The 20249-nt window shown below is 68.0% G+C and carries 15 protein-coding genes and 1 pseudogene; 5 read left to right on the top strand and 11 right to left on the bottom strand.

The window, feature by feature from the left end; all coding sequences use genetic code 11:
- Positions 1–93: 93 nt before the first annotated feature.
- The 6 genes and pseudogenes from HPY83_17800 to HPY83_17775 all read right to left on the bottom strand — a co-directional run bounded on the left by HPY83_17800 (position 94) and on the right by HPY83_17775 (position 8010).
- Positions 94–1431, bottom strand: a complete 1338-nt coding sequence (locus tag HPY83_17800) for a UbiD family decarboxylase (protein ID NPV09799.1) — start codon at positions 1429–1431, stop codon at positions 94–96.
- Complete coding sequence (locus tag HPY83_17795; protein NPV09798.1) at positions 1428–1973, bottom strand: UbiX family flavin prenyltransferase; 546 nt, start codon at positions 1971–1973, stop codon at positions 1428–1430. The genes HPY83_17800 and HPY83_17795 overlap by 4 nt, the downstream gene beginning before the upstream one ends.
- A gap of 90 nt (positions 1974–2063) precedes the next feature.
- Positions 2064–3011 carry a mevalonate kinase gene (mvk, locus tag HPY83_17790; GenBank protein ID NPV09797.1) on the bottom strand — a complete coding sequence of 316 codons (948 nt, stop codon included), beginning with the start codon at positions 3009–3011 and terminating at the stop codon, positions 2064–2066.
- A gap of 169 nt (positions 3012–3180) precedes the next feature.
- Positions 3181–5520 (bottom strand): annotated as a pseudogene (cadA, locus tag HPY83_17785) (cadmium-translocating P-type ATPase).
- 25 nt (positions 5521–5545) lie between these two features.
- Complete coding sequence (locus HPY83_17780; protein NPV09796.1) at positions 5546–5755, bottom strand: heavy-metal-associated domain-containing protein; 210 nt, start codon at positions 5753–5755, stop codon at positions 5546–5548.
- Positions 5756–6261: 506 nt separating this feature from the next.
- Positions 6262–8010, bottom strand: coding sequence for a sodium:proton antiporter (locus HPY83_17775; protein ID NPV09795.1), 1749 nt, complete (start codon positions 8008–8010; stop codon positions 6262–6264).
- 204 nt (positions 8011–8214) lie between these two features.
- Here HPY83_17775 and HPY83_17770 point away from each other — a divergent pair, with 204 nt between their 5' ends.
- Complete coding sequence (locus HPY83_17770) at positions 8215–8346, top strand: redoxin family protein (GenBank protein NPV09794.1); 132 nt, start codon at positions 8215–8217, stop codon at positions 8344–8346.
- A 15-nt stretch (positions 8347–8361) separates the two neighbouring features.
- Positions 8362–8922 (top strand): TlpA family protein disulfide reductase, encoded by a 561-nt coding sequence (locus tag HPY83_17765; protein ID NPV09793.1) that lies wholly within the window; start codon positions 8362–8364, stop codon positions 8920–8922.
- Positions 8923–9047: 125 nt separating this feature from the next.
- On the opposite strand, the gene HPY83_17760 is transcribed toward HPY83_17765, so the two are convergent.
- Positions 9048–10136 carry a Gfo/Idh/MocA family oxidoreductase gene (locus HPY83_17760; protein ID NPV09792.1) on the bottom strand — a complete coding sequence of 363 codons (1089 nt, stop codon included), beginning with the start codon at positions 10134–10136 and terminating at the stop codon, positions 9048–9050.
- Positions 10137–10205: 69 nt separating this feature from the next.
- The gene (locus HPY83_17755; protein NPV09791.1) at positions 10206–11267 is read right to left on the bottom strand and encodes a Gfo/Idh/MocA family oxidoreductase; all 1062 of its coding nucleotides are present in this window, start codon (positions 11265–11267) and stop codon (positions 10206–10208) included.
- A gap of 379 nt (positions 11268–11646) precedes the next feature.
- On the opposite strand from HPY83_17755, the gene HPY83_17750 reads away from it, so the two are divergent.
- Positions 11647–12132, top strand: coding sequence for a YbhB/YbcL family Raf kinase inhibitor-like protein (locus tag HPY83_17750; protein ID NPV09790.1), 486 nt, complete (start codon positions 11647–11649; stop codon positions 12130–12132).
- Positions 12133–12215: 83 nt separating this feature from the next.
- Here HPY83_17750 and hflB read toward each other — a convergent pair whose 3' ends face one another.
- Positions 12216–14168, bottom strand: coding sequence for an ATP-dependent zinc metalloprotease FtsH (gene hflB / locus HPY83_17745; protein ID NPV09789.1), 1953 nt, complete (start codon positions 14166–14168; stop codon positions 12216–12218).
- 606 nt (positions 14169–14774) lie between these two features.
- Complete coding sequence (locus tag HPY83_17740; protein ID NPV09788.1) at positions 14775–15995, bottom strand: hypothetical protein; 1221 nt, start codon at positions 15993–15995, stop codon at positions 14775–14777.
- Positions 15996–16270: 275 nt separating this feature from the next.
- On the opposite strand from HPY83_17740, the gene HPY83_17735 reads away from it, so the two are divergent.
- Both HPY83_17735 and HPY83_17730 read left to right on the top strand, forming a co-directional pair.
- Positions 16271–17503 carry a DegT/DnrJ/EryC1/StrS family aminotransferase gene (locus tag HPY83_17735; protein NPV09787.1) on the top strand — a complete coding sequence of 411 codons (1233 nt, stop codon included), beginning with the start codon at positions 16271–16273 and terminating at the stop codon, positions 17501–17503.
- Complete coding sequence (locus tag HPY83_17730) at positions 17500–18843, top strand: hypothetical protein (protein NPV09786.1); 1344 nt, start codon at positions 17500–17502, stop codon at positions 18841–18843. Before HPY83_17735 ends, HPY83_17730 begins: the two co-directional genes overlap by 4 nt.
- Before the next feature lie 45 nt (positions 18844–18888).
- On the opposite strand, the gene corA is transcribed toward HPY83_17730, so the two are convergent.
- Complete coding sequence (gene corA / locus HPY83_17725; protein NPV09785.1) at positions 18889–19875, bottom strand: magnesium/cobalt transporter CorA; 987 nt, start codon at positions 19873–19875, stop codon at positions 18889–18891.
- Positions 19876–20249 lie beyond the last annotated feature (374 nt).

Raw genomic sequence — 20249 nt, 5'->3', positions numbered from 1 at the left:
GACGAGAGGTTCGATGCCTTTCCCGCATCTCCCCGTCTCCCTGTCTCCCCCTCTCCCTGTCTCCGCGTCTCCGCGTCTCCGTGTCTCCCCCTCTCACCCTCGCCCCCTCTCTCCCTCTTCACCGCGGTGAATCTCCGGGTAGGAGACGCGGCGGAAGGCGGCGGTATGGCGCTCGATCTCGTCGGGGTCGTCGCTGTCGGGCCAGGGGATAGTGGCGTCAATCCCCATCTTGTCGGTGAGGCCGCGGCGACCGGGGACCTGCCGCGAGGAGGGGTCGAGCGAGCTGGAAGGCTGGTCCAGGAAGATGTACACATCTCGACCTGCCTGCACCCGGGTGGCGATGGCCCACTCGACCCGGTCCCGGTCGCTCAGCTCCACGTCCTCGTCCAGCACCATTACATGCTTGACGGAGGGATGGCCCTCCATGGCGGCGCGGATGGCCGCGGGCCCATCATCGCGGTGGCGCTTGCGGATGCGCACCAGGGCGTGCAGCCAGGACATGCCTCCGGGCGTCAGGGCCACCTCCACCACGTCGCACACCCGGCCGACGGCGTTGAGGATGCCGGGCTCGCGGGGCAGGCCCATGATGGTCTTGTGCTCGCTGAGTCCCGGCAGGATAGCGTGGTAGATGGGGTCGCGGCGGTGGGTGATGCAGTCAATCTCTAGCACCGGCTGAGGTCGTACCCCATCCCAGGTCTCGGTGAGGTCAATGAAGGGACCCTCGTTGGCCAGTCGGTGGGTAAGGCGGCCCTCGATGACATACTCCGCCTCGGCGGGCACCTCCAGGGGGACGGTCAGGCAGTGAGCCAGTGGCGCCGGGCGGATGGCCTGGGCGATGCCGTACTCGTCCACCCCCTTGGGCGGACTCATGGCCGCCGCCAGCAGCACCGACAGGGGGCAGCCGATGGCGATGGCAATGGGCAGGTCCTCCTGTGTGCGGGCCCAGGCGGTGTGGGTGCCCCGCCCCTCGACTACCCGGGCGACGCACTCCCGCTCGCCGATCACCATCAGCCGGTGAAAGGACACGTTTCGGCCGTACTGGGGATCGTTGATGACCGCCACTCCTGCGGTGATGTAACGGCCACCGTCTCCCTCCAGGTGTCTGAGAATGGGCAGCTGGCTGAGGTCGGGCCGCTCCAGGACCACCTCCTGGCAGGGGGGGTGGTCCACCATGTCGGGGGACCGTGGATTCTCCAGTGCCCGCGATAGGAGGCGCAGCAGGTCGGCGACGGAGACACCCAGGTTGCGGGCGATTCGTTCCCGGCCGGCGGTGAACCCGGACACCACCCGACGGCCGCCGTCCACGTCGGTGAAGAGAATGGCCTTGCCGTCCAGCGCAGCGATGATCCCGGCCGCCTCCAGGTGGCTGCTGACCGGCGTATCCACCCGGATCAGGTCCGGCTCGGAGGCGATGAACTCACGTATGGTCAAGATGTCTCCTCGCCCCAGCGCCGATACAGGTCATGGGGCAGGCGCAGACAGTCCAGGATCTTCCCCACACAGAAATCGGTCAGGTCCCGCACAGTTTCGGGCCCAAAGTAGTAGGTTACCATGGGGGGCACGATGAAAGCTCCGGCGGCGCGCAGCTGGCGCAGGTTGTCCAGGGCCTGGAGGGACAGGGGCGTCTCCCGGGGCACTACCACCAGGGGGCGGCCTAGGCGCAGGACGTTGTCGGCGCAGCGGGTGACGAGGTTGTCGCTCAGCCCATGGGCCAGCGCAGCCAGGGTGCGCATGCTGCACGGACAGATCACCATGGCGTCGGGCACGCGGGAGGAGCTGGCCAGGGCGGAAGAGAAGTCGAATGGGTGGTAGCGGCGGGTGGCGGGGAGCTCGCTGCCGGGTGCTTCCAGGGCCAGCAGATGTTCGCCCTCGGGCGTGACCACCAGCGAGACTTCGTGTTCCCGCAACACCTCCAGCAGACGCACCGCCAGTGGTGCGCCTGAAGCACCCGTTATCGCCACAGCGATGTGCATGAAACTCCACTCCCGATAGCCATTACGCCCGCCCGGGGCTCAAGTTCCGCCCCTTACCATCACCCTGTCTCCGTGTCTCCCCCTCTCCCTCTACTTCCGCGGCACCCGGCACAGGGTTACCCGATGGGCACCGGCCGCCTCCAGGGCCGCGCGCACGTCGCCGGCGGACTCTTCCGTCACCAGGACCAGGGCGTGCCCCCCCTTGCCCGCGCCGGTGAGCTTAGCGCCCAGGGCTCCCCCCTTCCGGGCTGCCTCCACCAGCGTGTCCAAGCTCGGGCTGCTCACACCCAGGCGCTGCAGTGCGGCGTGGTTGCAATCGAACAGCCGACCGAGCTCCTCCGCATCGCCCGACTCCAGGGCTCTTCTGGCTGCCTCCACCAGCCGCCCGATCTCACCCATGATGGAGTCTATTCTCTCGGGGTCGGCCGCCCGTGCCCGCCGCACAGCCCCGACCGCCTCACGGGTGAGGCTACCTTGGCCCGTGTCGGCCAGAAGCAAAGTGAGCTCGGTGCCCGGGAGAGGGAACTCCGGCGGGGAGCCCTTCCGGTAGAACACCGGCCGGCGATACACTACCACGGTGTTATCTATGCCGCTGGGTGTACCATGATGCACCTTCTCCACCTCGTACACCAGCTCCGACAGCCGGGCCGGGTCCAGCGAGATACCGAACAGCGACGCGGTCGCCCGCATCAGGGCGGCCGAGACTGCGGCCCCGCTCCCTAGTCCCGAGGCCACCGGCACGCTAGACTCCAGCCGCAGTTCCAGGTTCCGAGGGCTGGCGTGGAGCGCTTCGACGGCCAACCGCACTGCCAGGGTAAGCGGGTTATGGGGGTCACGCGACAGGCTGACTGCCAGGCCCCGATCGGGCACCCGAACCACGACGTCGTCCAGCGAGTGGTCGAAGCGGGCCTCGGCCCGGGCGCGAAGCTCTGAGAGGGGCACGGCTAGCGCTGGATGGCCGTACACTACGGCATGTTCGCCCAGGAGAATCGCCTTCGCCGGAGCCTCTCCCCACCCGATCCCACAGCGCATGGCCACCAGTATAGCCCCTCGGTGATGCGTGGCAATGCGCAGCGGCCGCTGAGAGGGGGAGACAGGGAGACACGGAGATGGGGAGACACGGAGACGCGGTCGGTTCAGTATCTCCCCGTCTCGCCGTCTCCCTCTCTCCCCCTCTCCCCCTCTCTGTGTCTCCGTGTCTCCGTGGCTACTCCCTGGGGCGCCAGCGCTGGAGGCGCAGGGCGTTACCCACCACGAAGAGAGAACTTAGCGCCATGGCCGCGGCGGCCATGACCGGCTGTAGCAGGCCGAAGACGGCGGCAGGGATGAGGAGCACGTTGTAGAAGAAGGCCCAGAATAGGTTCTGGTAGATGGTGCGCAGGGTCTTGCGGGCCAGGCTCACCGAACGGGGTACGGCTAGGAGGTCGGTGGAGAGGAGATTGATGTCGGCCGCCTCCAGAGCGGCGGCGGTGCCGCTGCCGATGGCGATGCCCAGGTCGGCCTGGGCCAGGGCAGGGGCGTCGTTGATGCCGTCCCCTACCATGGCCACCACGCGGCCTTCCTCCTGGAGCCTTCGCACTTCGCTCACCTTGCCTTGGGGTAGCACCTCTGCCAGCACTCTGTCGGCGCCCACCTGCCGCCCGACTTCCTCCGCGATCTCTCGACGGTCGCCAGACAGGACTGCTACCTCCAGCCCCAGTCGCTTCAGCGCCGCCACCGCCTGGCCTGCATGGGGCCGCAGCACGTCCGCCACCACCAGGGCGCCGCGCAGGGCTCCGTCCACGGCCACGAAGACGCGCGCGGCCGCGGGCGCTTCCGGTGCGGCACTCACTCCGCGATGGGAGAGAAGCTGGCGCGAGCCCACCAGCACTTCGTGCCCATCCGTCCGGGCCACCACCCCCAGCCCGGCCACTTCCTCGTACTCCTGCGGCGGGGAGACGGGCAGGCCGCGGTCCGATGCCGCCCGGACCACGGCGGCAGCCAGGGGATGAGCGGAGACCGACTCTGCCGCGGCAGCATAGCGCAGCACCTCGTCCTGGGAGAACCCGTCCGAGGTCCACACCCCCGTCACCTCGGGACGACCTTCGGTCAGGGTGCCGGTCTTGTCCAGGACGATGGTGTTGACCCGGCCGGCTTGCTCCAGCACCTCACCGCCGCGGATGAGGATGCCCATCTGGGCTCCCCGGCCGGTGCCGGCGGTGATGGCGGCGGGGGTAGCCAGGCCAAGGGCGCAAGGGCAGGACACCACCACCACGGCCACGGCGTGAAGCAGAGCCGCGTCGAGGTCGCCCGTGGCGATCAGCCAGCCGGCGAAGGTGAGGGCAGCGATGGTCAGGACGATGGGGACGAACACGCCGGCGACCCGATCGGCCAGCCGTTGCACCGGCGCCTTGGAGCCCTGCGCCTGCGACACCAGGCGCACGATGTGGGCCAGCATGGTGTCTTGGCCCACCCCGGTGGCCTGCACGTACAGGAGCCGGCCCTGGTTGACCGTGCCCCCGTAGACGGTGTCGCCTGGGGCCTTGGGCACTGGTAGGCTCTCCCCCGTGAGCATGGACTCATCCACCGAGGAGGTGCCTTCGGTGACTACGCCATCCACCGGGACGCGCTCCCCGGCGCCGACCACCACTAGGTCACCCAGGCCCAGGGCGGAGACCGGCCTCTCCACCACCTGGCCGTCCTCCAGCACCCGGGCCGTCTGAGGCTGCAGGGCGAGGAGAGAGCGCACGGCGCCGGAGGCCCGGCGCTTGGCGCCCGCCTCCAGATACTTGCCGGCCAAGACCAGGGTGACGATGATGGCCGCCGCTTCGAAGTGGGTGTGGCCGTGCAGCCAGATGAGGGAGATCACGCTGTAGACGTAGGCTACCCCGGTGCCCGTGGCGATGAGGACGTCCATGTCGGGCGCCCGGTTGCGCAGGGCCTTGTAGGCGCCGGTGAAGAACCCCTGGGCGGAATAGAGCATGACCGGGGTGGTGAATAGGAGGAGCAGCCACAGCCGGCCCGGGAAGTCGGCTAGCAGGCCGAGATCGAAAGGCATGCTGAGCAGGAGCACCGGAAGGGAGAAGATGGCCGCCACCGTCAACCGGCGCCTCTGGCGTCGGACTTCGCGCTCCTGCACCAGTTCCAGGGTGGAGGTCTCTTCCTCGTCCTCCTCGCGCAGCACCTCGTAGCCGGCGTCCACTACGGCCTGCTTGATCTCGGCCAGGGTGACCATAGTGGGGATGTAGGTGACGCGGGCGCGCTCGCTGGCCAGGTTCACCGATACTTCCAGCACTCCGTCCAGGCGTCGCACGGCCCGCTCTACGGCCATGACGCAGTTGGCGCAGGTCATGCCCAGGACGGCGAAATCGGCAGTAATGGTGCCCAGGCCGTAGCCGCTCTCGTCTACCACCTCGGCGATCTGGCTCAGGGGGACGTCGTCCTCCAGCAGCACCTCTGCCTCATCAGTGGCCAGGTTGACGGAGACCCCGTGGACGCCCTCCATCCGGCCCAGGTTGCGCTCGATGGTGTAGGCGCAGTTGGCGCAGGTGATCCCGGTGATGGGCAGACGAACCAGCTTCTTGTCGGCCACGCTAGGCCCCCTCGGGTGGGTACCCGATCTCCTCAAGGGTATCGCGAATGCGGGCCTCGGTAGCGGGTCCCTCGTACTGCACCTCCACCGTCTTGGCTTCGACGTCGACCGACACCTTCCTCACGCCCGGCACGACGGACAGCTCGCGGGTGATGGTGCGAACACAATGCTGGCAGCTTATGTTTGGCACTTGCAGTCTCAGGTCGCTCATGTGCTAACTCCTAGGGTAGTGGCTATTGGGTAGTGCACAGGGTGTGCAGCAGGGCTCACGAGCCATTCACTGTTGCACTCTATCCATTGCACCTGCAGCCCTTGTCTCCCTCGACCGTACGGCGAGGCGGATCGCGTGACTCTCCGCCGTGCCTGTTCCCGCGCTCGCGGCTCCATGGCACCTTCCTCGGCGCTCTTCCTCGCCGGGAGAGGGGCACAAATAGTCTACTGCCGTGGTAGGGTATTGTCAACGGGGCGTTGTGCCAGTGCATTTCGCTCTGGGGTTGGACTGGGCCAGGGCACCAGCCTCGGGTACCTGGTGCCGGGGGCAAGGGAGCGCGGCAGGGGCGGACCACCGCGTCCATCCAGGGCAGGCACGGTCGCCTGCCCCTACGCCTGTGTGTCGGGGGCAAGGTTCCGCGATGGGGGCGGACCACCGCGTCCGCCCTGGGGAGGGCACTGCGGTACACTGCTGCTCTCCTCATGTCGCACGGTGCCGCCTGTGCTCTAGGCCCGGTCTTGGCGCTGATCCTGGGGTGTCCCTTCCGGGATGGTGGCACCTGGTTCCAGGCACCGGAGCGTGCACCGCGCCATCTCCATGGCCAGCTCCCTCTCGCCCATCACCGCATCGTTGACGCCCAGGCGGTGCAGGTACTCCAGTTCCTCTTCGCTATGGGTGCGGGCCACGATGGGAAGGCTCGGATGGAGCCGGCGACAGTAGTCCGCGACCTGGCGCACGGCCAGGGCATCGGGGAGGGCGATGACAACGGCCCGAGCTCGCTCCAGCCCCGCTTGTTCTAGCACCGCCGCGCTGTCGGCATACCCGGTGATGGCGGGGATGCCCTGGCCGACGAGCTCGCGCACCAGCCGCCGGTCCTGGTCTATCACCACGAAGGGGTGACCTGCCTCCGCCAGGCTCTCGCCTATGACACGCCCTACGCGGCCGAAACCGCAGATTACGGTGTGGTCCTTCAGGGCCGGGACCGGCGTCTTCGGTCTTTCCCCTGGCCCCGAGCGCCGCTCGATCCGGGCGGTGAGCGCGGCAGCGGAGCGAATCAGGTAGGGGGACAGGGCTATGCTCACCGCCGCAGCGGTCAGCATCAGGGAGAACATCTCGGCCGAGACTACGCCGAGGCCTGCTCCCACGCGAGCCAGTATGAAGGAGAACTCTGCCGACTGGGCCAGCCCCACGCCGGTGAGCAGCGCCGCGCGGAAGGGGTGGCCGGCCAACCCCAGGATGGCCGCCACCAGTCCACCCTTGACCAGCACGATGAGGCCCACAGCTACCAGTACCGAGCCCGCATGTGAGACGACGAATCCGGGGTTGGCCAGCGTGCCGACGGAGACGAAGAACATGCCGGCGAACACGTCGCGGAGGGGCGAGACCACTCCCAAGATCTGGTGCGAGAGGTCCGATTCTCCCACCACCACCCCGGCCACGAAGGCCCCCAGCGCTAGGGAGAGGCCGAAGAGGGAAGATACGTAGGCTGCTCCCAGGGCGAGGGCGGCCACCGCCAGGACGAAAAGCTCGCGGCTGTGCAGCCCGGCGAGCCTTTCCAGTAACCAGGGGAGCACCTTGAGGCCCAGCGGGACGAGCAGGGCCAGGAACAGCAGGGCTCTGAAGAGGGAGACGAGGATGGTGCTGCCCAGGCCACCTTCTCCGGTGGCCAGCGAGGTGAGGATGACCACCAGGGCGATGGTGCTGAAGTCCTGGACCGAAGACCAGGCCAGACTCAGGTTGGCGTGGGGAGCGTCCAATTCTCCGCGTTCGCTGAGGACCTTGGACAGAACCGTGCTGGAGGAGTTGGAGATGAAAGCGCCGAAGAACAGGGCTTCCTTGTCGGGCCAGCCCAGGGCTGTGCCGACCGCGTAGCCAGCGGCGATGAGAGCCATCACCTGGACGAGTCCGCCGGCGGAGGCCACCCTCCCCACCTGAAGGAGGTCCCGCAGCGACAGCTGCACCCCTATGGCGAACATCAGCAGGATCACTCCGATGTCGGCCAGCGCCTCCACGGCCGCGATGTCGCCCACGAAGCCCGGGGTATGAGGGCCTATGGCGATCCCGCCGATAATGTAGCCGACGATAGCTGGTTGGCCGAGACGAACTGCTATGGCGGCTCCGACCACTGCCACGCCTAAGGCATAGACGAGGTTGACCAGAAGGTTGGGGTCAGTCATGAGCAACCCCAGGCAGGCGGCGAGGATGCGAGTGCTGGCACCATCGCTCCTCCTGTCGCGAGTCTGGGTCGGCTCCATTCTAGGGCAGGCACCTGGAGATCGGCGAATGCCGGCCACTGACGCCAGGCACCACGGAATGGCACACTCTGGACGCCGGGCCAGTGGGCGTGTGACAGCCTCCTGCCTAGGGTACGGTGACCTAGGGACAGCCCGCCGCCGACAACGCCGGGCTCGGTTGACGAGCAATAGTGGAGTGTGGTAATCAAGTTTCGGAGGTGCGGCATGAGCGTCAGGTTCCTGGAAGTAGGCGATGCCCTGCCCGATCTGCAGTTGCCTTCGCTGGACGGAGAGCGGGTCAACCTGCACCAGTTCCTGGGGCGCAAGCTCCTGTTGTTCATGTGGGCCTCCTGGTGAGGCTGCCGGGAGCAGCTGCCAGGTTGGCAGCAGTTCTACCTCGAGCAGCGCGACCGAGGGGTGGAAGTGGTGACTGTGGCCCTGGACGCCCAGGGGTCTGCCCGGGCTCGGCCTTACGTGGAGAAGGCGGGGGCTACCTTTACCACTCTGATAGACGAGGAAGGCACCCTGGCCGGAGTCTTCGGCTTCAAGGCCGTGCCCAACGTGGTATTCGCCGACGAGGTCGGGGTGATCCGCTTCACCCGCTTCGGCGGCTTCAACATCCTCCGGGCGGAGGACGCCCGGCTGGCCGAACGCTTCGCCGCCAGCGAGGCACTAGGTGAAGTCGAGCGCCAGGCCAGCAAACCCAACGCCTTCCGCGAGCCGGCGGCCCTGGATCGGTTCCGCCGTGGGCTGAACCTATACCGCCAGGGGAAAGTCCAGCAGGCCCTGGACGAGTGGCGGGAGGCGGCGGCCGCGGAGCCGGACAACTGGATTGTCCGCAAGCAGATCTGGGCGGTGGAGAACCCCGAGCGTTTCTACGAGGGCGCGGTGGACTACGACTGGCAGAAGGAGCAGATCGCCCAGGGGCGGTAGGGCGCTATTCGTGCCCCGAGCGCAACTGTCCTTCTTCTGATACTGATGCACGAGCTGCGCCAAAGCGTGGCGCAGACACGTAAGGTCGGGGCCCGGACGTACAGCCGCCTTGCGATCCTCCTCGCTCAGGAGGCGGTGCGCTCGACAGCGGTGGTCCGGCCGCTCTCGGCCGAGGCGTAGGCGGCGTCCAGGATCTCCAGCACTCGCAGGGCGTCCACTGCCCCGGGCAGCACCGCGGAGCTTTCGCCAATGTCCCCCACGGCCGCCTTAATGAAGCGGGCCACCAATTCCAGCCCATGGGCGCCGCCGTAGGCCCGAACCTCGGGCAGCAGGAAATGGAACTCCTGCCGCGGGGCCGTCTCCCAGTCGGGGGCGTGGCTTTCCATCGTCACCACGTGCCGGTTGCCGTCCGCCTGATGGCGCAGGGTGCCCTGGGTGCCGCGGAGGATGATGGACATGTCGTACCCCGGGCTGACGTAGCCCGGCCGCCCTCCGGCTAGCAGGTAGCCGGCATAGAGGCCGGCCACTGCCCCGCCGGTGAGGCGCATGCTGAGAGAAGCTACGTCTTCCACGTCTATCACCTCCCCGCCCATGCTGCCCACCATGGCGCTCACCTGCTCCACCTCCTCGCCCGTCAGGTATCGCAACAGGTCCAGCCAGTGACAGCCCAGCCAGGAGAGGATGCCGCCCCCGGCCACCTGGCGGCGGAAGAGCCAGTGGGAGGGGTCTCGCATTCGCACCTGGGTGGTGACCAGGCGCATCTCCACCGACGTGATCCGCCCCATGGCTCCCTGGGCTACCAAGTCCCGCATCCTGAGGATGGCAGGGTTCCGGCGCCACAGGTAGAAGGGCGAGAATCGCCGGTCGGCCTTCTCTAGGGCGGCCAGCGCTGGCAGGAACTCGGCGGCGGAGCGGGCACAGGGCTTCTCACAGAGCACGTGCTTCCCCGCCCGGGCGGCCCGCACCACCATCTCTGGCACGTCTCGGTTGGGGAGCGCCACCACCATCACCGGCACGTCCTCTCGCGCCAGCACCCCCTCGAGCGACGCCAGCGAGCTCTCGGCTTTGGGCCAGCGACCCTGGGCATTCGCCACAGCCGCCGGATCCGGGTCCCAGACCACCACTCCAGCCACCGCGTCGAGTGAGTGCAGCGTCTGCAGGTGCAGGTCGGAGTGCGGGTGAGTCAGGCCGATCATGCCCACGTTGATGGACACGAGTTCCTCCTCTGGTGAGGCGCAGCAGGCAAGGACTGACCGGATCGCGCCCCACCCGAGGCGCGCCTCTCAGACATCGGTGACGGGGAAGGGCACCGGCTGCCCTCCTGCTGCGTTGGATTGCAGGATGGCCAGGATGATGGAAAGGGCCCGGCGGCCATCCTCCCCGGTGGACAAGCCCTGGCCGCCGTTCTCCACCAGACTGATCAGCTCCCGCACCGCCGCCCCGATGTCCGCGTGGCTGGTGTGCAGCGGCGGCAGCGGGCTCACGGCCAGCCGCCCGTCCTCGGTCAAGCGCCAGACCTCGCCGGTGCCATTCCCCAGGCGCAGCCGGCCCTCCTGGGCCCATAGATCCACCTCGAAGTGGCGCATGGTGCCCTTGGAGGCGTTGATGAAGGCCCGCACTCCGCTCTCGAACCCGACCAGGGCGCTCCCTCCGGGGTCGGTGGCGGGGTCGTGGCCGCCATCCCCTCGGTAGCGGGGCCCGTAGTCCCGGTGCTCGTCGTCCAGCCGGCCGGAGACCCACGCCGGCTCTGAATCGGCGAAGTAGCACACGGCATCCACCAGGTGGGTGCCGTTGCGAAATAGCATGGCGCGGGGGCCGCTCAGAGTAGCGATGATGCGACGCAGGGGCCCCAGGGTCCCGGAGGCCAGCATCTCCCTGGCCCGGGCGTACTCCGGGTACCAACGCCGGGTATGGTCTATGAGCAGGGGCACTCCCCGGGCGCGGCAGGCAGCGATCATGCGATCGGCGTCCGCCAGGGTGGTGGCGATGGGCTTCTCGCAGAGGATGCCGCGGACGCCCGCCTCGGCGGCGTCCACTACGATCTGGGCGTGGCGGTGGTCGGAGGTAGCCACGCTGAGGAGGTCTATCCCCTCCGCCTCCAGCATCCGGCGGTAGTCGGTGTAGCCGCGCACGTCCGGCCAGAGATCCGCCCATTCCTGCCGAAACCGCTCTATCAGATCGGGCACCAGGTCGCAGACCGCCACCACTTGCGTCGAGGGGCAGGCAGCGTAGGCGGCGGCGTGGGAGTGGGGCGCCAACCGGCCCAGGGACGGGTGTGGGGCAGGTTCTGGCCTCCGAGCGGCGATCCCGGTCAGGCCGACGATGGCGACGCGGTAGGACTTCATGGGAGGCCTCCTTCGGGGAAGGTTGTGTCGTGCTGTCCCGTGGCCATTGTAGCGGGAGCGGCCGGCTGTCTCCAGCTCAGTGCCGGTCGCCCCCCTCGCTCCCCGGCTCGCCCGGGCTGGAGAGAGGGGCAGGGCCCTGGCCACGCTGCCCTGAGGCTTGACCGAGGTCAGCGGTGCCGGTAGAGTTGGTAGGATAGCTATCACCAGAGCCGTCCAGTGAATGGATGGCCGCATCGTTGGCGGAGGCAGTTCCATGAAGTGCGTCAGGAATGGCTTGCGCTTAGCTCTGGCCTGTGGGCTGGCGGTGCTGGTGGCGGCTTGTGCCACAACGGCGCCTCCGGGGCCGACCTCCGCAGTAGTCACCGGCACCCCTGCCGGGATGACCGGAGAGGCGGAGGCGGGAGTGGTGTCTCTGGTGAGCAGCGCCTTCACTGAGGGAGGGCTCATACCCTCCGAGTTCACCTGCGACGGCGAAGGGACCTCTCCCATGCTACAGTGGACGGGGGCACCGGAGGGTACGCGAAGCTTCGCGCTGATCGTCGAGGACCCGGACGCTCCCCGAGGCACGTTCGTTCACTGGGTGGCGTACGACATCCCACCCGAAGTGACCACGCTGGCGGCCGGCGTGCCCCAGGAATGGGATACGGGCGGATTCAGGCAGGGCCGGAATGGTGCCGGCAATGTCGGCTACATCGGGCCCTGTCCACCGGCGGGCGAGGAGCACCGCTATGTGTTCACCCTCTACGCTTTGGACGACCTCCTGGGTCTGGAGCCGGGGGTATCGGTGGAGGAGCTCCGCGAGGCGATGGAGGGCCGCGTGCTGGCGCAGGCGCAACTGGTGGGGCGCTACAGCCGCACCGGCTGACGCTCGCTTCGGCCGGGAGGCAAACGAAAGGGAGAGGGGAGGCCGTGGCCTCCCCTCATTGCTCCTTTGAGGACGTACCGGGCTCAGGCCACTCCTGGAGCCGGTTGGGGAGTTGGTTGGGGAGCCACTTCCCGCTCCGTCGGCTGGTGCGTGTCGGGCGCTGCCGCCGCCCGTGGGCCCAGTATCTCGGTCAGGCGCGTGATACTGATGGTTTCCTCTTCCAGCAGGGCCTCGACCATCCGGTCAAGATCATCCCGTTCGCGGGTCAGGATCGCCCGGGCGCGGGCATGGCCATCCTCCAGGAGACGATGGATCTCGCGGTCTATGAGCCGGGCGGTGTCCTCGCTGTAGGTTCGGCCCTGGGTGAGCTCGTAACCCAGGAAGGGTTGGGTCTCGTCGGTCTCCACGGAGATGGGGCCCAGTTCGCTCATGCCCCAACGAGTCACCATCCTTCGGGCCAGGGCCGAGGCCTGAGCGAGATCGTTCTCGGCCCCGGTGGTGAGGTCGTTTAGGGCCACTTCCTCGGCCGCCCGGCCGCCCAGCATGACCGCCAGCCGGTTGAGCAGGTAGGTCCGGCTCAGGTTGTACTGATCCTCTTCGGGGACCTGGTGGGTCACTCCGAGGGCCCGGCCGCGGGGGATGATGGTCACCTTCTGTACCGGGTCGGTGCCGGGAAGCATCCAGGCTACCAGAGCGTGGCCCGCCTCGTGGTAGGCGATGAGGCGACGCTGGCGCTCGTCCAGCATGAGCGAGCGCACCTCGCCCAGCTGAATGGTGTCGAGGGCCTCGGCGAAGTCTCGCGCCGTCACCCGGTTCTCGCGGTTGCGGGCGGCGATCAGGGCGGCCTCGTTGGCCAGGTTGGCCAGGTCGGCGCCGCTCATGCCGGTGGTGGAGCGGGCCAACAGCTCGAGGTCCACATCGTCTGCCAGGGGGAGGGGGCGGACGTGTATGCGCAGAATGTCCTCCCGGCCCTTGCGGTCGGGCAGTCCCAGGGTTACCTGGCGGTCGAAGCGGCCCGGGCGCAGCAGCGCCGGGTCTAGCACGTCCGGGCGGTTGGTGGCGGCCATGACGATCACTTCCTGGCGGGCCTCGAAGCCGTCCATCTCGCTGAGCAACTGGTTGAGCGTCTGTTCGCGCTCGTCGTTGGTGTTGCCCACTCCCGCCCCGCGGCGCCGTCCCACCGCATCCAGCTCGTCTATGAACACGATAGACGGAGCCGCCTCCTTGGCTTTCTCGAAGAGGTCCCGGACTCGCCCGGCGCCCACGCCCACGAACATCTGCACGAACTCGGAGGCGTTGATGTTGTAGAAGGGCACGTTGGCCTCCCCGGCGACGGCGCGGGCCATGAGGGTCTTGCCGGTGCCGGGCGGTCCCACCAGCAGCACTCCCCGGGGTATCCTGGCGCCCAGGTCGTGGTAGCGGGAGGGATTCTTGAGGAAGTCCACCACCTGCTGCAGGTTCTCCTTGGCCTCATCCGCCCCGGCGATGGAGTCGAAGGTGACTCGGCTCTGGGTGTCCACGTAGCGGCGGGCACGGCTCTTCATGAAGTCGAACATCCCAGACTGGGACATCCCGGGGCCGACCCGTCGGCGGGAAAGGTAGAGGACCAGCCCCAGCAGCAGGAAGGGGAAAGCCAGGGAGAGGAGCGGCAAGAGCCAGGAATCGGAGACGGGAGCCGTGTCCACCACTACGCCGTGTTGCTCCAGGAGAGGCAGCAGCTGCGGGTCTCCCACGGCCTCGGGGTACGTGGTGGTGAATTGCGTGAAAGTACGGACGTCGGGACCGGCCTCTTGGGCAGAGGGGGTGGCAAGGGTGGCGGGCGCGGGAGAGGTGAACTCGCCGCTGATGCGGTCTCCCACGATCTGCACCCGTTCTACCTTTCCGGCTCTGACCTCTCTCAGGAAGATGCTATAGGGAATGGTGAGCTGCTGCGGGCCCTGAGGCCAGATCAGCCAGAGGACCCAGGCGGTAATCAAGATGGTCAAAGCCACCCAGATCCAGTTCACCTTCACACTGTCGCTGCCATCAGTCATCATGTCCTCACATTCAGGTCATGCTCGATCTGATACCTTAGGCCGGCCTGATCTGGCTGGGTGGGGTGATGGGGGCTTGCGGCTGTCGGTGACGCCCACGTGGCGCCGGTCTGGCCCCGGGTGGGCTAACTGGGAGCGGATCCTCGGTGCTCCGGCCCGAGTCCATAACTGTCTACTCCGGCCCAACTCTGTCACATGCCAGGGCAAACTGGCAAGATTGCCCAACCGCTGCCAGCATAGCGGTCAGGGGGCGGGCTGTCCAGGCTGTCTGGTCAAGGGTGGCAGGTGGCGAGAAGCTGGCCGAACGAGCGCGTTACGCTGCCGGACCGGGCGCAGGCGCACGGGCGGACCGGCGTGCTGGAAAGGCGGAGTCGGCGGGAGGACCGGCCCAGGGGTCATCCTCAGCCGGCGCCCTGATCAGGAGCGAAAGGGCAGGGAGCGGGGGCTCTTGGCCGGCCGAGCCAGTTCCCGGCCCACGAAGGGGGGCTGCGCAGGCTTCAGCTCGGCCGCTCATGGCGGAGCAGGGAGCGGGCGGCACGTCTGGCGCTTGGGCTCAGGTGGCTACGCCGGCCCTGGCCCGGCTCCTCGTGGTGGGCGACCGGCCGCGGTCTAGCGGTGGAGCACGGGGATGAGCGTCAGGTGCTGCACGATGAGCCTCACTGGGAGGCGGGTCTCCTGGCCGGCGAGAGGTCCCTCCTCCGCCCGTACGATGACCTCGGCGCTGTAGGTGCCCATCTGGCGGGGCGGTTCGATGGTGAGCAGCAGCTGTTTCTGGGCCGGATCCGAGTCTAGCGTCAGCCAGCCCTCGCTGCCCCCGTCCACCCAGGCGGTCCACTCGGCCGGCGACCCGTCGCTGGTGGCCACGCGCACGCGAAGTACCTCGGCGTCGGCGCCGGGGACAGCGTAGAGCTCCACGGCCTGCTGGCTCAGCACCAGCGAGGGCGCCGCGGTCTCCGTCAGGGTGAGGGCCGGGTCGCCGGCGAAGGCGTAATCGTACTGGAGCCCCGGCCAGTCTGGCCAGTCATCGTAGTCGAGCCAGAGGACGTCCCCCGCGGACCGCGGGTGCTGCAGGCGCTGCACCGTGGCCGGGCTGAAGTCGTGGTACGCCTCGTAGGCCTCACCCAAGGTCATGCCGGAGGCCAGCGAGGCTAGCAGAGCGGAGGGGAAGCCGTAGTACCAGTTGGCGTAGTAGCCCGCCAGGCCCGCCTCCAGGAAGGGCTGGGAGTACTCCGCTACCCGCCTGAGAGCCTCCTCGTAAGCGGTGCCGTTCACGTCCTCGGTGGAGGTGCCGGCGGCGTAGCAGACGTGGTTCAGGAGGACCACTGCTGGAGGTGCCATGCGAAGCTGGGAGCGGATCTGATCGGGGTGCACCGACTCGTCGGATCGGAGGCGCATTCCCCCCACGAGCATGGGGTCCCCGCCCCAGCCGACCCCGTGGCCGGCGTAGATGAGCACTCGGGCGTCGGCGGCCGCGGCCACGATGTCGGCCCAGCGGTTGTTGGGCGGATAGAACTCGACCACGGTCATGCCCATCTGGCGCAACTGGGCCGACTGAGTCCGGGCGTCGTCTACGTAGGCTGCGGTGGTGGGGCCATCGGGCCCGTCCACCTCACCCACCACGTACACCACCTTCCAGGGGACGGCTGCCGCCGCCAAGGTGGCATGGAGCTCGGCCTGGGCGGTAGGGTCCACGGGTGGATGGGCCGCCAACACACCGCCGAGGTGCGGCTCGGCGGCGACGGCCGGCATAGGTGCCGTCAAAGAGGCCAGCAGCAGGGAAAGCGCGAGTAGTAGGAGAAGGCCCCTCGTCCGATTCTCACTTCCGGTCACGGTACCCCCCTCGAAGTGTGTATCGGCAACAGGGAGGGATCTCTTCAGTTGGCCGTTAACTAGTTGTTAACCGTGGGCCATCCAGTCTACTCTGCCGGCGTTTCCAGTCAAGATACGAATCGTCTACGGCCAGGCACCGGTTGCGCTACGTCTCGGGTTACGAGCTGCAGCAACATATGCCCCCGAGCGCCCGGCAGTCGGCCCTTTCCCCTTTCGCCCAATCCCTGTAACCTGTCCCCTGTAACCTGTAACCTATCCCCTACCGGAGGACTGCAATGGACAGGCTGGCGGTTGACGGCGGCTCGCCCTATCGCACGGCGGAGTTCCCCCGCCGCACCCCGTTCGGAGACGAGGAGGTGGAGCTGGTCACCCGGGCCATTCGCTCTCAGAACCTGTTCTGGTCCGGGGGCACCATGGTCAACGAGTTCGAGAAGGAGTTTGCCGGGCTCTACGGCGTGCGGCACGCCACCGCCTCCTCCTCGGGCACGGCCGCCATCCACGTGGCCGTGGGCACTATAGATCCGGAACCGGGAGACGAGATCATCACCGGGCCCATCACCGACGCCGGCAGCATCGTCCCCATCGTCTACCAGAACGCCATCCCCATCTTCGCCGACATCAACTCCGACTACTGCATGGACCCGGAGGACGTGGAGCGCAAGATCACCCCCCGGACCAAGGCCATCATGGCCGTTCACCTCTTCGGCAACCCCTGCGACATGGATGCCATGACCGACATCGCCCGCCGGCACGGGATCTTCCTCATCGAGGATTGCAGCCAGGCGCACCTCACCGAGTACAAGGGCCGGCTCCTGGGTACCTTCGGAGACATCGCCGCCTTCAGCCTGCAGCAGTCCAAGCACATGACCACCGGCGACGGCGGCGTCACGATAACCAATCGGGACGACCTGGCCGGCCGAATGGCCGGCTTCCGAGACAAGGGCTGGGCCCGCCGTCCCGGCTGGGGGCCGCGGACCTACCTCTTCCTGGCGCCCAACTATCGCATGACCGAGCTGCAAGGAGCGGTGGGGCTGGCGCAACTGCCCAAGGTGAGGGCCGTGGTGGAGCGGCGCAACCAGTTGGGCGACTACCTCACCTCCCTCATCGGCGATCTGCCCGGCCTGGATCCGGCCCCGGTCACCCCGGGAGGGAAGCACTCCTACTGGCTCTACCCCCTACGGGTGAAGGAGGGCACGGCGGAGGAATTCGCCCGCGCCCTGTCGGCCGAAGGAGTTCCTGCGGGGGCGGGCTACATCGGCCAACCCATCTTCCTGTGTATGGAGGCCCTGGCCGGCAAGAAGACCTTCGGTGCCTCCGGGCATCCCTTCGATGGTTGCCACGGGGGCCGGCAGATCCAGTACACCGCTGGCATGACCCCTCGAGCAGAGGAGGAGCTCCAGCATATGGTCACCTTGAGCCTGAACGAGAACTACACCCGCGCCGACATCGAGGACATGGCCGGGGCCATCCGCAAGGTGGCAGAGGGCTTGGCCCGGAGGCGTCAGTGACTGCTCTAGCGGTGCAGGTGGGCAGCGCTGCGGTGGACATAACGCCGCCGCTGTCCATCCCCCACCTGGGGTTCCTGCCCCGCCAGGGGCGGTTCACCGGGGTGAACGATCCTCTACTGGCCCGGGCGTTCGTGTTCCAGGAGGGCGGGGAGCGCATCGCTCTGCTCTGTGCCGACTCCCTCGGGTTCGGCAATCACATCCTGGGCCCAGGCCGGCACTTCACGGACGAGTTGCGGGCGCGGGTGTCGGACCGCTGCGGGCTGGTGCCGGGGGCGTTGATGCTCTCCACCACTCACGCTCACTCCACTCCCGAGACGCTGGGGATCACTCGGCTGCTAGACGCGCCCGCCGCCGGGCCCTGGCTCGAGGTGCTCCTGGATCAACTGGCGTCGGCGGTGGAGATGGCCTGCGGGGACTTGCGTCCCTGTCGGCTCAAGGTGGGCCGGGGGCAGGTGCTGGGAGTGGCCAGGAACCGCCGACCTTCGGCTCGGGGGCTGACGCTGGAGGAGCAGGTCGCCCGGGGCAAGCTCGACCCGGAACTGCAGGTGCTGGTGTGCCAGGACGAGGAGGGGCAGGCGCGGCAGGTGCTGCTCAACTTCCAGTGTCATCCGGTCACCATGCAGGTGCAGCCACTGATCTCGGCCGACTACCCGGGGGTGGCCACCGGGCTGGTCCAGCGCAGCCTCCCCGGGTGCAAGACTTGTGGCTTCGTCCAGGGCGCCGCCGGCAATCTCAATCCGCTTCGAGGAGACAGCCGTGACTACCGCGACGTGATCCTGTATGGGACCATGGTGGCTGGTGAGGCCCTCAAGGTGGCGGCTCGGCTCCTGGGCGACGACGGCAGTGCTTCCCGCACGGGCACGATCGCCTGGGCCTCGGAGAGGGTGTCCCTCCCGCCTCGGCCTCCGGTGGACCGGGCCGAGTGGGAAGGCAAGCTGAGAGAGGCTCAGGCGCGGGAACGGGCCGCCGCCAGCGACCGCGAACGCCGGGAAGCGGCCCAGGAGGCGCGCCGGGCGCGAGAGGCACTGGACGTATGCGACTACTATGATGGACCCCAGGAGGCGGAGGTGCAGGTGCTGCGCCTGGGAGACCTGGCCATCGCCTCTAACCCAGGGGAGATGTTCACCCAGTGGGGGCTGAAGATCAAGCGGGAGTCGGCGGCGCCGCACACCTTCGTGGCCGAGCTAACCAACGGTTGGGTAGGGTACCTGCTCGACCCGGGCGGCTTCGAGGAAGGCGGTTACGAGGCCTCCCCCGGCCCGTGGACGCAGGTGGGAGAGGAAGCGGGCGCCATCCTGAGCCAGGCGGCGATCAGGCTGATTGCCCGGTTGTGGCGGTAGGGGCGGACCACCGCGTCCGCCCGGGACAGGCACGGTGGCCTGCCCCTACATCCAGGCCCGGCGGCGCATCCAAAGGTACATGCCCACGGGCGTGAAAGCTATGGCGGCCAGAGCCAGGCCAAAGGCCACCCTTCCGGTCCACACGTCCAGATCGAGGACCGGCTGGAAGAAGTTCATGCCGAAGAAGCCGGTGAGGAACGAAATGGGCATGAACAGGGTAGTGATGATGGTGAGGGTCTTCATGGTCTCGTTCATGCGATTGTTGACGGCCGAGAGGTAGATCTCGATGGCCCCGTTCACCAGGTCGCGCAGGTTCTCGCCGATGTCGTAGAGCCGTACCAGATGGTCGTAGATGTCGCGGAAGAAGACGCGGCTATTGGAGTCTATGACGGCGTAGTCGTCGCGGGCCATGTGGTTGAGCACCTCGCGCTGGGGGGCCAGCACCCGGCGCAGCCGCAGGAGGGAACGCTTGAGGACGAATATCCTCTCCAGCATGTGAGGCTCCGGATTGCTGAACATCTCATCTTCTAGGGCCTCGATAACGTCCTCGATGGCTTCCACCGCCGGCATGTAGCTGGCCACCAGGTCGTCCACCAGACGGTAGGTGAGGTAGAGCACGCCCGACCGTAGCCGCTGGGGGTCGCGCTCCAGCGCCGCCCACACGTGCTCCACCGCGGAGATGGGCTCGTCGTGGTGGGTGACGAGGTAGCCTGGGCCCAGAAACAGGTCCAACTCGAGCGTGTCCAGGTGTTCTCCTCCGACGCGGTCGAACGCTACCGCGTGGAGGACGATGTAGAGGTAGCGGTACCAGTCATCGATCTTGGGGACGTGGCTTTCACGCAGGGCGTCGTCCACGGCCAGGGGATGAAATCCGAACACCTTCTCCAGCAGGAGCTGGCAATCCTCCGGCGGCTCATTCTCGCAGTCCACCCAGAGGGTACCTCCGTCGTCTCTAAGGGCGGCCTCGATCTGCTCGATACTGAGCTCTCTCAGGGTCACCCCGTCGCGTGAGAGGTATAGCGAGCGCATCATCCGAACAACCTCCCCTGTCTGGGACAGCCCGGGTTCCGCCGAGCGGCTGGCCGGAGTATAGGTAGCTGGGCCCCCATCGGCCAGTGGGGTGGGCTGAACGGAGCGTGAGTTCGGGATCGGCTGGGGTTGGCGCGTTCGCGCACCCGCTCCGAGCGAAGCGCACGTACCGGCGTCGCCTCATCCTCGGTCCGGCGTTCAGCGACCTCCGACAAGTGCGCGCGCCTTGTGCCCCAGGGCCTACCGCGCCTGGGGGCGCGGACTCCTCAGGGGGGAGACGGGGCGGGGTAGAGGAGACATGGACGGGGTGACGGGGGCGGGCCTGACCTGTGCTGCAGGCACACCTTACTCTGAGGAGTGCGCGCGCCCACGCGCGC

It is taken from the genome of Anaerolineae bacterium, assembly GCA_013178015.1.
Taxonomy (GTDB): domain Bacteria; phylum Chloroflexota; class Anaerolineae; order DRVO01; family DRVO01; genus Ch71.
The sequence above is the reverse complement of the archived record's forward strand: the minus strand, read 5'-3'. Positions and strand labels throughout refer to the sequence as shown.